We start from the raw sequence: 12,869 nt of genomic DNA on the forward strand, positions 1-12,869 counted from the left end.
CATGGCGCTTTCGCAGTTATTGCCGGACGTGGCGTTGACGCACGACGTGCAGGTGTCCGGGTTGGTGATGGATAGCCGTGCCGTGCGTCCGGGCGACGCGTTCGTGGCGATCGCCGGCTTCGGTGCGCATGGTCTGGGCTTTGTCGAACAGGCGCGCGCCAATGGCGCGGCGGCAGTGTTGTTCGAGCCGCCGGCGCCCGACGGTCTGCCGGTGCCGGCCGATGCGATTGCCGTGCCCGGTTTGCGCGCGCGCCTTGGCGTGATGGCCGATCAATTTCATGGTCGGCCGTCGCAGGCGATGCGCATGGTTGGCGTCACCGGTACCAACGGCAAGACCTCCACCGTGCAGCTGCTGGCGCAGGCATTGACGCTACTCGGTACGCCCACCGGCACGCTCGGTACGCTGGGCGTCGGTCTGTATGGCGCGGCCGTGCCGACCGGCTTCACCACGCCGCTGGTGCTGCCCACGCATGCCTTGCTGGCGCAATTGCGCGATGAAGGTGCGCAGGCGGTGGCAATGGAAGTCAGCTCGCACGCGCTTGATCAGGGCCGTGTGGATGCGGTGCACTTCGACGTGGCAGTGTTCACCAACCTCACCCGCGACCATCTCGATTACCACGGCGACATGGCGCAGTACGGCGCGGCGAAGGCCAAGCTGTTCACCCGCGCTGGCTTGAAAGCCGCCGTGGTGAACCTGGACGATACGTTCGGCCACACGCTGTTCGCTGCGCTCGATCCCGCGCTGCGCGCGATCGGTGTGAGCTCGCACGCGCATTCTGATGCCAGCGTGAGCGCGCAAGCACTGCAGCTGGACCACAACGGCATCAACTTTGCGTTGAATGTCCAGGGCCAGGTGCATCCGGTGCATTCGCCGCTGCTGGGCCGTTTCAACGTGGACAACCTGCTCGCCGTGGCCGGCGCGTTGTGGGCGATGGAGTTTGCGCCTGCGCAGATCGCCAGCGTGCTCGGCCAGTTGCAGCCTATCCATGGCCGCATGAACCGCCTTGGCGGCGCATATGGCGCACCGTTGGTGGTGGTCGATTACGCACACACGCCCGATGCGCTGGAACAGGCATTGAGCAGCCTGCGTTCGCATGCGCAGGACCGCCTGATCTGCGTGTTCGGCTGCGGTGGCGAACGCGACACCGGCAAGCGCCCGCAGATGGCGGCGATTGCCGAGCTCAAGGCCGACGTGGCGATCGTGACCGACGACAACCCGCGTGGCGAAGACGGCGATGCGATCGTGGCCGATATCCTGCGTGGCTTCGCGCGACCGGATGCGGCCATCGTGCAGCGCGACCGCGCCGCTGCGATCCATCAGGCCATCGGCATGGCCAGCCCATCGGACATCGTATTGATCGCCGGCAAGGGCCATGAGCCATATCAGGAAGTTGCCGGTGTGCGGCATGCCTTCGACGACGCCATCGTGGCAGCCCAGGCGCTGCTGCCGCGGACCGTCTTGGGGGTGCGCCCATGAAGCTCACGCCCCTGTCGTTGATTGCCCACTGGGCCGGCGGCGAGTTGCACGGCGACGACGCCATGATCGATGCGGTCGGCAACGACACCCGCGCGCTCGCCGACGGCAGCCTGTATGTAGCGCTGCGCGGCGAACGCTTCGATGGGCACGAGTTCGCCGCCGAGGCGGTGGCGCGCGGTGCAAGCGGTTTGCTGGTCGATCGCCTGCTGCCGGCGTTGAGCGTGCCGCAGGTGGTGGTGGACAACACCGAGCTGGCATTGGCGCGCATCGCCGCCGGCATGCAGCGCGACCGCGCCACGCGCGTGCTTGCGCTGACTGGCTCCAACGGCAAGACCAGCGTCAAGGCGCTGCTGTTGTCGATCCTGACCGAAGCCGGGCGCGTGGATGGCATCACCGTGTACGCCACGCCGGGCAACCGCAACAACGAGATCGGTTTGCCGCTGGCGGTGATCGCCGCGCCCGACGATGCGGACGTTGCGATCTACGAAATGGGCGCCGGCAAGCCGGGCGATATCGCCTATCTCACCGAGATTGCACGACCGCATGTCGCACTGGTCAACAACATCGCACCGGCGCATCTGGAACGTCTGGGCAGCCTACTCGGCGTCGCACAGACCAAAGGCGCCATCTACGCCGCATTGCCTGCCGAGGGTGTGGCGGTGATCAACGCCGACGACGCGTTCGGTATGTGGTTCGAACAGCAGTTGCAGGCCCAGCCGGTGCGCGGACGTCGCATCTTGCGCTATGGCTTGCAGGCCAGTGCCGAGATCACCGCGCGTCAACTGCGTCTGCACACCGGCGGCGCGCAGTTCACCCTGGTGACGCCGCAGGGCGAGGCGCAGATTGCGCTGCCGTTGCCGGGCCGCCACAACGTGCTCAACGCACTGGCGGCTACCGGCCTTGTACTCGGTGCCGGCATCGCCTTGCCGGTGATCGCGGCCGGTCTGGCACAGGCACGCGCGGTGGCCGGCCGGCAGATCGCCCAGACCTTGCCCAACGGCGTGGTACTGATCGACGACAGCTACAACGCCAACCCGGGCTCGCTGGATGCGGCCATCGATGCCTTGGCCGCCGCACCGGGCGAAGGCTGGCTGGTGCTGGGCGACATGCGCGAACTCGGCGCCGAAGGCGTCGCACTACACGCCGCCGCGGGGCGTCGGGCGCGCGCGGCCAAGCTGCAGCGGTTGTATGCGCTGGGCGAGCTCAGCGCTGCCGCAGCGCAGGCATTCGGCGAAGGCGCCCGCGTGTTCGCCACGCACGCCGAGTTGATCGACGCCTTGCAGGCAGATCTGGTCGATGCCGCCAGCCAGCAACAGCAAGTGCCGCAGCACGGATCAGGAAATACGCAGGAACATGCAGTGATTCACCAACAGCAATCGCCATCCACCAACGCGCTTCCGGGCGTCGCCTCCATCACGATCCTGGTGAAGGGTTCGCGCGGCAGCACGATGGACCGTATCGTCACCGCGTTGCTCGCACCGGCGGAGGATGCCTCCCATGCTGCTTGAGCTGGCCCGTTGGCTGCAGCAACTGGAGAGCCTGTTCGGGCTGTTCAACTATCTGACCTTCCGCGGCATCCTGGCGGCGCTGACGGCGCTGTTCCTGTCGTTATGGATGGGGCCTGCGGTGATCCGCAAGCTGGCCCAGTTCAAGGGCGGCCAGCCGATTCGCCAGGATGGCCCGCAAACGCATTTTTCCAAGGCCGGCACGCCGACCATGGGCGGTTCGCTGATCCTGCTCACCGTCACCTTGTCGGTGCTGTTGTGGGGTGATCTGCGCAACCGCTACGTGTGGTTGGTGCTGGCGGTGATGATCTGCTTCGGCGCGATCGGCTGGTACGACGACTGGATCAAGATCGTCAAACGCGATCCCAATGGATTGAAGTCGCGCTGGAAGTATCTGCTGCAATCGATCTTCGGTCTGGCCGCCGGCTTGTTCCTGTACTACACCGCCGATGTGCCGGCGGCGATCACGTTCTACATCCCCATGTTCAAGTCGATCGCGCTGCCGCTGGCCGGCGTGAGCTTCGTGGTGATCGCCTACTTCTGGATCGTGGGCTTCTCCAATGCGGTGAACCTCACCGATGGCCTGGATGGCCTGGCCATCATGCCGACCGTGCTGGTGGCCTGCGCGCTGGGCGTGTTCGCGTATGCCTCCGGCAACGTGGTGTTTGCCGAATACCTGAAAATTCCGCTGATTCCCGGTGCCGGCGAGCTGATCATCATCTGCTCGGCGATCGCCGGCGCAGGCCTGGGCTTTCTGTGGTTCAACACCTACCCGGCGATGGTGTTCATGGGCGACATCGGCGCGCTGTCGCTGGGCGCAGTGCTCGGCACCATCGCGGTGATCGTGCGTCAGGAGATGGTGCTGGTGATCATGGGCGGGGTGTTCGTGATCGAAACGCTGTCGGTGATGATCCAGGTGGCCAGCTTCAAGCTGACCGGCAAGCGCGTGTTCCGCATGGCGCCGATCCACCACCATTTCGAGCTCAAGGGTTGGCCGGAGCCGCGGGTGATCGTGCGCTTCTGGATCATTTCGGTGGTGCTGGTGCTGATCGGCCTTGCCACGCTGAAGGTGCGCTGATGAACGACATGTCCCGCCAGGCCACACGACTGGACGCCATCGGCGGCCGCTACGACCCGTGGCTGCTCGGGGCCGCCGTCACGCTCGCGTCGCTGGGCGTGGTGATGGTGGCGTCCAGCTCGATCGAGCTGGAAGCCAGCCCGTTCTATTACCTGACCCGCCACCTGCTGTTTTTGGGCGGCGGCATCGCACTGGCGTTCTGGGCGATGCGCACCGAGCTCAAGACCATCGAACAGCACAACCAGATGCTGTTGCTGGCCTGCTTTGTGCTGCTCGTGGTGGTGTTCGTGCCTGGCCTGGGCAGCACCGTCAATGGCGCCAAGCGCTGGATCAACCTGGGCGTGTCGCGGTTCCAGGTGGTCGAATCGGTGAAGGTGTTCTACATCATCTGGCTTGCGAGCTATCTGGTGCGGTTCCGCGACGAGGTCAACGCGACCTGGCAGGCAATGCTCAAACCGGTATTCGTGGTCGGCTTCTTGGTCGGCCTGTTGCTGCTGCAGCCGGACTTCGGCTCCTCGATGCTGCTGTTGAGCGTGACTGCCTGCATGCTGGTGCTGGGCGGTGCGCCGATCGGGCGCATCATCCTGCCGATCCTGCTGTTGCTGCCGGCCCTGGTGGCATTGGTGATCTTCGAGCCGTACCGCATGCGGCGCGTGACCTCTTTCATGGACCCGTGGGTGGATCAGCTGGGCTCCGGTTACCAGCTGTCCAATGCGCTGATGGCCATCGGCCGCGGCCAGTGGACCGGCGTGGGCCTGGGCGCGTCGGTACAGAAGCTCAACTACCTGCCCGAATCGCATACCGACTTCATCTTCTCGGTGATTGCCGAGGAACTGGGCTTTGTGGGGGTGTGCGGGGTGATCGGGCTCTACGCGCTGCTGGTCGGTCGCGCCTTCTGGCTGGGCATGCGCTGCGTGGAAATGAAGCGGCATTTCTCCGGTTACATCGCCTTCGGCATCGGCCTGTGGATCGCGATGCAGAGCTTCGTGTCGATCGGCGTCAACCTGGGCATCCTGCCGACCAAGGGGCTGACCCTGCCGCTGATTTCGTCGGGCGGTTCGTCGGTGCTGATGACCTGTCTTGCAATGGGTGTGCTGCTGCGGGTGTCCTACGAGGCCGATCGCGCCGAGCGCCTGCGCAGCAAGTTGTCTCCGCAGAGCGCGGCCAGCTCGCCCGCCGAGCCGGCCGAGCCGGTGGTCGATTCGGTGCCGCCGGCGTACGCGCCGGCGCGCACGCCGCAGCGCGATACGGCCGCTGCACCCGCACCGGTTGCCGCCGCCTATGTCGCACCGGCGTCGGCCATCCTGCGCGGCACCAGCCGCATGCAACCGCGTGTGGAACCGACGTTCGGGAGGATTGCGTGAGCGTTTCTGCGAGTGTCGCGCAAACGTCCGCACAGTCGTCTGTGGTGCTGCGGCCGGTCATGATCCTGGCTGGCGGCACCGGCGGGCACATCTTCCCGGGCCTGGCCGTGGCCAAGGTGCTGCGCGCACGCGGTGTGCCGGTGACCTGGCTGGGCGCCGATGGCGCGATGGAAACCCGCCTGGTGCCGCAGCACGAGATTCCCATCGATACGCTGGCCATCAGCGGCTTGCGCGGCAAGGGCGTGGTGAAGCTGCTCGGTGCGCCGGTGCGGGTGATGCGCGCGGTGCGCGCCGCCGGCTTGGTGCTGCGCAAGCGCCAGCCGCGTGCGGTGATCAGCTTTGGCGGCTTTGCAGCCGGCCCGGGCGGCCTGGCCGCGCGCCTGCTCGGTGCGCCATTGCTGGTGCACGAACAGAATCGCGCCCCGGGCATGACCAACAAGGTGTTGTCGCGTTTCGCGCGCCGCGTGCTGACCGGTTTCCCGGGCAGCTTCGCTGGCGAAGAAGCGGTGGGCAACCCGGTACGCGCCGAAATCGCTGCGTTGCCTGCGCCGGCCGATCGTTTGGTCGGTCGCACCGGCCCGGTACGCGTGCTGGTGCTGGGTGGTAGCCAGGGCGCGCGCGTGTTGAATCAGGCGGTGCCCGCAGCGTTGGCCGCACTGGGTCGCCCGGATGTCGAGGTGCGCCATCAGTGCGGCGAAAAGCTGCGCGCCGAAGCCGAAGCGGCTTATGCACAGGCAGGCGTCAACGCCAGCGTCGAACCCTTCATCGCCGACATGGCCGCTGCCTATGCCTGGGCAGATCTGGTGGTGTGCCGCGCCGGCGCATCCACCCTGGCCGAACTGTGCGCCGCCGGTGTCGGCAGCGTGCTGGTGCCGTTTGCCGCCGCCGTCGACGACCATCAAACCCGCAATGCCGAATACCTGGTCGGCGCCAACGCCGCCGTGCTGCTCAAGCAGGACGAGCGCCTGGCAGTGCACTTGCAGCAGGTGCTGCAGACCCTGCTCGCCGACCCGGCCCGGCGCCTGTCGATGGCCATCGCCGCCCGCACCCTGGCCAAGCCGGACGCCGCCGAGCGCATCGCCGACATCATTCTGCAAGAAGCCGGGAGTGGTGAATCGGGAATGGGGAATGGGCAGAGCTCAGAACAAACGCAGGAACACATCTTGATGCACGCAGACAAGCGCACCGACCAAGCATCCGTCGCCGCTGGCGCTCAGCTCCATACGATTCCCGATTCCCGATTCCCGATTTGCGCCACCGCAGGAGGTGCAGCGTGATCCGCCGTCTGCAAGACAGTGGCGATCTGGTGCGGGCGTTCCCGCGCGTGCATTTCGTCGGCATCGGCGGCACCGGCATGAGCGGTATTGCCGAGGTGATGCTGACGCTGGGCTATGAAGTGTCCGGCTCGGACAACGCCGACAACGTGGCCACGCGCCGGCTGGCCAAGCTGGGTGCGCGCGTGATGCGCGGCCATTCGGCGGCCAATGTGCTGGGCACCGATTGCGTGGTGGTGTCCAGCGCGATTCGCGAAGACAACCCCGAGCTGATGGAAGCGCGCAGCCAGCGCATTCCGATCATGCCGCGTGCGGCGATGCTGGCCGAGCTGATGCGTTTCCGTCGCGGCATTGCGGTGGCCGGCACGCATGGCAAGACCACCACCACCAGCCTGGCGGCTGCGGTGTTGAGCGAAGGCGGGTTGGACCCGACCTTCGTCATCGGCGGGCAGCTGCTGGCCGCCGGTGCCAACGCAAAGCTCGGTGGCGGCCAGTGGCTGGTCGCCGAAGCTGACGAAAGCGATGGCAGCTTCCTGCGCCTGAATCCGTTGATGGCGGTGATCACCAACATCGATGCGGATCACCTGGAAAACTACGGCAACGATTTCGCCCGCGTGCAGGCCGCATTCGCCGAATTCCTGCAGCGTCTGCCGTTCTACGGCTTGGCGTTGCTGTGCATCGACGACCCGGAAGTGGCTGCACTGGCCGGCAAGACGCCGCGCCACGTGATGAGCTACGGCATGAGCGAAACCGCCGACGTGCGCGCCGAAGATGTCGTGCAGGACGGCCCGCGCATGCGCTTCACGCTGCGCCTGCCCGAAGGCACCACCACGCCGGTGACGCTTACGTTGCCGGGTCGGCACAATGTGCTCAACGCGCTGGCGGCGGCTGCAATCGGCTGGCAGCTCGGCGTGGCGCCGGAAACCATTGCGCGCGCGCTGGAAAACTTCGCCGGCATCGGCCGTCGTTTCAACGATCTGGGCGAAGTGACCACCAGCAGCGGTGCACGTGTGCGCGTGGTCGACGATTACGGCCATCACCCGCGCGAGCTCGAAGCCGTGTTCGCCGCCGCGCGTGGCGGCTGGCCGGACAAGCGTCTGGTGGTCGCCTTCCAGCCGCACCGCTATAGTCGCACCCGCGATCAGTTCGACGCCTTTGCCGCAGTGCTTAGCACGGTCGATGCGCTGGTGTTGAGCGAGGTCTACCCGGCCGGCGAAGCGCCGATCCCCGGTGCCGATTCGCGTGCACTGGCACGCGCCATCCGGGCGCGCGGCCGCAGCGAACCGGTGGTGGTCGGCCAGATCGCCGGCCTTGCCGAAGTGTTGCCGGACGTCCTGCAAGATGGTGACTTGCTGTTGATGATGGGCGCCGGCGATATCGGTTACGTGGCCCAGCACATCATCAACAACGGGTTTGTCGGAGAGCAGGCATGAGCGCGGTGATCGGCAACGCCCGCACCAGCGATCCGGCAGTCTTCGGTCGCGTCGCCGTGTTGCTCGGCGGCACTTCGTCCGAGCGCGAGGTGTCGTTGAATTCCGGCAGCAATGTGCTGGAAGCGCTGCGCGCACGCGGCGTCGATGCACAGCCGGTCGACGGCATTCCGGCGTTGGCCAAGGCCCTGGTCGCACAGCAGTTCGATCGCGTGTTCAATGTGCTGCACGGGCATAACGGCGGCGGCGAAGACGGCATCGTGCAGGGCCTGATGGACGCCTTCGGCGTGCCGTACACCGGCTCGGACGTGCTGGGTTCGGCGCTGAGCATGGACAAGATACGCACCAAGCAGGTGTGGCTGTCGTTGGGCCTGTCGACGCCGCGCTATGCGCGGCTGGCTGCTGGCGCGAGCGCTGAGGACATTCACGCTGCTGCTCAACACATCGGCTTGCCGGTGATCGTCAAGCCGGCCAATGAAGGGTCCAGCGTCGGCGTCAGCCGCGTGTTCGACCAGGCGCAGCTCGAAGAAGCAGTGACCCTGGCAGCGCGCTACGACGGCGCGCTGTTGATGGAACAATTGATCGAGGGCGACGAACTCACCGTAGCCGTGCTCGGCGACACCGCCTTGCCGTCGATCCGCATCGTGCCCAAGGGGCAGTGGTACGACTACAAAGCCAAGTACATCGCCGAGGACACGCAGTATCTGTGCCCGGGGCTGGAAGGCGAAGCCGAAGCACAGATCCGCCAGCTCGCGCTGGACGCCTTCCGTGCTGCCGGCTGTCGCGGCTGGGGCCGCGTGGACGTGATGCGCGATGGCCGCAGCGGCCAGCTGTACCTGCTCGAGGTCAACACCGCGCCCGGCATGACCAGCCACTCGCTGGTGCCCAAGGCCGCCCGCCAGCTCGGCATCGATTTCGAAACGCTGGTCTGGCGCGTGCTGGAGCAGACGCTGTGAAGCAGGGAATCGGGAGTCGGGAATCGGGAATCGCAACAGCGGCAGCCGGCCGTACGCCGCTGTTGACGATTCCCTATTCCCTATTCCCCATTCCCGCGCGCGGAGCGCGCGCATGAATGCCACCCTGCGCATCCTGGCCTGGTTGCTCGCGCTGGCGTTGGTCGCGCTGCCGGTGGTGGCCGTGCTCAATGGCTGGGTCGGCGCCGAGCGCTGGCCGCTGGCCAAGTTGCGGGTGTCCGGCGACTTCAAGCGGGTGCCGGCAGAGGAGTTGCGTGCGGTGGTGTTGCCGTATGCGCGTGCGGGCTTTTTTGCGGTGAAGTTGCAGCAGGCGCAGGACGCCATCGCGCGTTTGCCGTGGGTGGAAAGTGCGCAGGTGCGCAAGCGTTGGCCGGACGTGCTGGAAGTGCACGTGACCGAGCACAAGCCGTTCGCGCGCTGGGGCACCGACCGCATGCTGTCCGAGCAGGGCCGGCTGTTTCGCACCCCGCCGCTGTTGAAGGATTTCAAGTTGCCGCAACTCGGTGGGCCGGACAGCAAGACCCAGGACGTGGTGGCGCTGTACAACGAGTCGCGCGCGCTGTTCGCACCGACCGGGCTGGATGTGGAGCGTCTTGAAATGGACGCGCGCGGCAGCTGGTCGCTGGGGCTGAGCAATGGCGTGCAGATCGTGGTCGGCCGCGACGATGCACGCGCACGCTTGCAGCGCTTCGCCCGCGTGCTGCCGCAGCTGTCCGATCCACAGCGCCCCATCGCCCGCGCCGACCTGCGCTATACCAACGGATTTACCGTTGAGAGGCGAATGGAGAATGGGGAATCGGGAATGGAGAAGAAGCCCAAGCAGGCATCGCCCGCTACGACTCACGCACTTGTTCTCAATTCTCCCCGCATTCGTGCACCGCTGTTGACCATTCCCCATTCCCCATTCGCTATTCCCGGCTTTAAGACATGAACCGCAAAGGCGACAAATCCCTCATCGTTGGACTGGACATCGGCACCTCCAAGGTCGTTGCGCTGGTCGGCGAATACTCGCCCGGCAATCCGATCGAAGTGATCGGCATCGGTTCGCATGAATCGCGCGGTCTCAAGCGCGGCGTGGTGGTGGATATCGAATCCACCGTGCAGTCGATCCAGCGTGCGGTGGAAGAGGCCGAGCTGATGGCCGGCTGCGAAATCCGCTCGGTCTACGCGTCCATTTCCGGCAACCACGTGCAGTGCAAGAACTCGCCCGGCATCGTGCCGATCCGCGATGGCGAAGTGACCTGGAGCGATCTGGAACGCGTGCTCGATGCCGCCAAGGCGGTGGCCATTCCGGCCGACCAGCGCATCCTGCACGCGATTTCGCGCGAATACGTGCTGGACGATTCGCAGGAAGGCATCCGCAACCCGGTCGGCATGACCGGCGTGCGCCTGGAGGTGCATGCGCACCTGGTGGTGTGCGCGCAGTCGGCCGCCGCCAACATCACCAAGTGCGTGCAGAAGTGCGGCCTGCAGGTCGACGACCTGGTGCTGTCCTCGCTGGCCTCCTCGGTGGCCGTGTTGACCGCCGACGAACGCGAGCTGGGCGTGGTGCTGGTGGATATCGGCGCCGGCACTACCGATCTGGCGGTGTACGTGCAAGGCGCGATCTGCCACACCGCGTCGTTGCCGATCGCCGGCGACCACGTCACCAACGACATCGCGCACATGCTGCGCACGCCCACGCCGGAAGCCGAGCAGATCAAGGTCCGCTACGCCTGCGCGCTGGCACAGCTGGCCACCGCCGAAGAAAGCATCCAGGTGCCATCGGTGGGCGACCGCCCGCCGCGCCGCATGCCGCGCCATGCACTCGCGCAGGCGGTGCAGGGCCGTTACGAGGAAATCTTCGAGATGGTGCAGGCCGAACTGCGTCGTTCCGGCTTCGAAGAAATGGTGCGCGCCGGCATGGTGCTCACCGGCGGCGCCTCGAAGATGGAAGGCGTGGTGGAACTGGCCGAAGAAATGCTGCAGATGCCGGTGCGCGTGGGCATTCCGCAGCACGTCACCGGCCTGGGCGAAGTCGTCGGCAACCCGGTACACGCCTCCGGCGTGGGCCTGCTGCTGATGGGCAGCCAGATCGAACATCCACGCCGCCCGTCGATCCCGACCGGGCGCGCAGGCAGCTTGTTCAAGAAATTGAAGAATTGGTATCGCGGTGAATTTTGAATCGGGAATCGGGAATCGGGAATCGGTTAAAGCAAAGCAAAGCGGGTGCAGCAGGATTGAGTGGAGAGCGGTAAGAGTGGGCAGGGCGTAGTTTTTTTGTGGTTCCGCCGAGGAAACAGTGGTTGGAGCGAAGGTGTTTCGCTGTTGCGATTCCCCATTCCCAACTCCCCATTCCCGGCATTCAAACAACAACATTCGCCGACATGCGGGTGTTGGGCTGGCGAACGGAGCAATCCGATTCCCCATTCCCGATTCCCCATTCACGGCATCTAAAGAGGACACTGACATGGCACATTTCGAACTGATTGAAAAAATGGCTCCCAACGCGGTCATCAAGGTCGTGGGCGTGGGCGGCGGCGGCGGTAACGCGGTTGCGCACATGGTCAACACCAATGTCGATGGTGTGGAATTCATCACCGCCAACACCGACTCGCAGGCGATCAAGAACTGCGGCGCCAAGCTGCAGCTGCAGCTAGGCACCAACGTCACCAAGGGCCTGGGCGCAGGCGCCAATCCGGAAGTCGGCCGTCAGGCCGCGCTGGAAGATCGCGAGCGCATCATGGACGCACTGCAGGGTGCGGACATGGTGTTCATCACCGCCGGCATGGGCGGCGGTACCGGTACCGGTGCCGCACCGGTCGTCGCGCAGCTGGCCAAGGAAATGGGCATCCTGACCGTGGCCGTGGTCACCAAGCCGTTCCCGTTCGAAGGCCGCCGCCGCATGCAGGTGGCGCTGAAGGGCATCGAGGAACTGAGCCAGCATTGCGACTCGCTGATCACCATCCCCAACGAAAAGCTGATCACCGTGCTGGGCCGCAACGCCACCATGATCCAGGCGTTCCGCGCTGCCAACGATGTGCTGCAGGGCGCCGTGCAGGGCATCGCCGACCTGATCGTGCGCCCGGGCCTGATCAACGTCGACTTCGCCGACGTGCGCACCGTGATGTCGGAAATGGGCCTGGCCATGATGGGCACCGGTTCGGCACGCGGCGACGATCGCGCGCAGGCCGCTGCCGAAGCCGCCATCCAGAACCCGCTGCTGGACGATGTGAACCTGGCCGGTGCCAACGGCATCCTGGTCAACATCACCGCCGGCCCGGACTTCACCATGTCCGAGTTCGACGAGATCGGCCGCACCATCGAAGCGTTCGCCTCGGAAGACGCCACCGTGGTCGTCGGCACCGTGCTGGACCCGGACATGCAGGACGAAGTGCGCGTGACCGTGGTGGCCACCGGCCTGAACCGTGCGGTTGCCCGTCAGACCCAGCGTCCGGACCAGCGCGCGCCGATCAAGCTGGTGCGCAATGCCACCACCGGCCAGCCGGAGTTCGGCGATTTCGACACCACCAGCGGCGACGCGGTGTCCAAGGCGGTCGGCGGCAGCATGGGCCTGGGCCTGCGTCGTCCCAGCAGCGACTCGGTCGGCGGCGGCAGCCACAACAGCGGCGGCGCCTCGACGCCGGCTGCAGACCTGCCCAACGATTACCTGGATATCCCGGCGTTCCTGCGCCGCCAGGCCGACTGAGGATCGTCGGCTGCGTCGCTACGGTGACGCAGCCCGTCCCGCCCGGAGTCCGCTTCGGGTTGCATTGCCATGTCATGTC

General features: G+C 66.1%; 10 protein-coding genes. All 10 read left to right on the forward strand.

Features of this window, described 5'->3' with window-relative positions; all coding sequences use genetic code 11:
- The first annotated feature begins 1 nt into the window (after position 1).
- The 10 genes from ACCQ03_RS04315 to ftsZ all read left to right on the forward strand — a co-directional run bounded on the left by ACCQ03_RS04315 (position 2) and on the right by ftsZ (position 12,790).
- A complete protein-coding gene (locus tag ACCQ03_RS04315) occupies positions 2 to 1,477 on the forward strand; it encodes a UDP-N-acetylmuramoyl-L-alanyl-D-glutamate--2,6-diaminopimelate ligase (protein WP_209225697.1) in 1,476 nt (491 codons plus the stop codon).
- The gene (locus ACCQ03_RS04320; RefSeq protein ID WP_209225695.1) at positions 1,474 to 2,985 is read left to right on the forward strand and encodes a UDP-N-acetylmuramoyl-tripeptide--D-alanyl-D-alanine ligase; all 1,512 of its coding nucleotides are present in this window, start codon (positions 1,474 to 1,476) and stop codon (positions 2,983 to 2,985) included. The genes ACCQ03_RS04315 and ACCQ03_RS04320 overlap by 4 nt, the downstream gene beginning before the upstream one ends.
- Positions 2,975 to 4,060: a phospho-N-acetylmuramoyl-pentapeptide-transferase gene (mraY, locus tag ACCQ03_RS04325; protein WP_003485285.1), complete on the forward strand. Its 1,086-nt coding sequence runs from the start codon at positions 2,975 to 2,977 to the stop codon at positions 4,058 to 4,060. The genes ACCQ03_RS04320 and mraY overlap by 11 nt, the downstream gene beginning before the upstream one ends.
- Positions 4,060 to 5,424: a putative lipid II flippase FtsW gene (ftsW, locus tag ACCQ03_RS04330; protein WP_057678884.1), complete on the forward strand. Its 1,365-nt coding sequence runs from the start codon at positions 4,060 to 4,062 to the stop codon at positions 5,422 to 5,424. Before mraY ends, ftsW begins: the two co-directional genes overlap by 1 nt.
- The gene (murG, locus tag ACCQ03_RS04335; RefSeq protein WP_057678885.1) at positions 5,421 to 6,701 is read left to right on the forward strand and encodes an undecaprenyldiphospho-muramoylpentapeptide beta-N-acetylglucosaminyltransferase; all 1,281 of its coding nucleotides are present in this window, start codon (positions 5,421 to 5,423) and stop codon (positions 6,699 to 6,701) included. Before ftsW ends, murG begins: the two co-directional genes overlap by 4 nt.
- On the forward strand, positions 6,698 to 8,131 hold the full coding sequence (gene murC, locus ACCQ03_RS04340) for a UDP-N-acetylmuramate--L-alanine ligase (RefSeq protein WP_209225692.1): 1,434 nt from the start codon (positions 6,698 to 6,700) through the stop codon (positions 8,129 to 8,131). The genes murG and murC overlap by 4 nt, the downstream gene beginning before the upstream one ends.
- A complete protein-coding gene (locus ACCQ03_RS04345) occupies positions 8,128 to 9,084 on the forward strand; it encodes a D-alanine--D-alanine ligase (protein WP_057678887.1) in 957 nt (318 codons plus the stop codon). Before murC ends, ACCQ03_RS04345 begins: the two co-directional genes overlap by 4 nt.
- 112 nt (positions 9,085 to 9,196) lie before the next feature.
- Positions 9,197 to 10,033 carry a cell division protein FtsQ/DivIB gene (locus ACCQ03_RS04350; RefSeq protein WP_057678888.1) on the forward strand — a complete coding sequence of 279 codons (837 nt, stop codon included), beginning with the start codon at positions 9,197 to 9,199 and terminating at the stop codon, positions 10,031 to 10,033.
- Positions 10,030 to 11,265: a cell division protein FtsA gene (gene ftsA / locus ACCQ03_RS04355; protein ID WP_209225690.1), complete on the forward strand. Its 1,236-nt coding sequence runs from the start codon at positions 10,030 to 10,032 to the stop codon at positions 11,263 to 11,265. The genes ACCQ03_RS04350 and ftsA overlap by 4 nt, the downstream gene beginning before the upstream one ends.
- Positions 11,266 to 11,551: 286 nt before the next feature.
- Complete coding sequence (gene ftsZ, locus ACCQ03_RS04360; RefSeq protein WP_017155387.1) at positions 11,552 to 12,790, forward strand: cell division protein FtsZ; 1,239 nt, start codon at positions 11,552 to 11,554, stop codon at positions 12,788 to 12,790.
- Positions 12,791 to 12,869: the final 79 nt, after the last annotated feature.

Origin of the sequence: Xanthomonas sp. NCPPB 3569 (genome assembly GCF_041475645.2) — a bacterium.
Taxonomy (GTDB): domain Bacteria; phylum Pseudomonadota; class Gammaproteobacteria; order Xanthomonadales; family Xanthomonadaceae; genus Xanthomonas; species Xanthomonas phaseoli.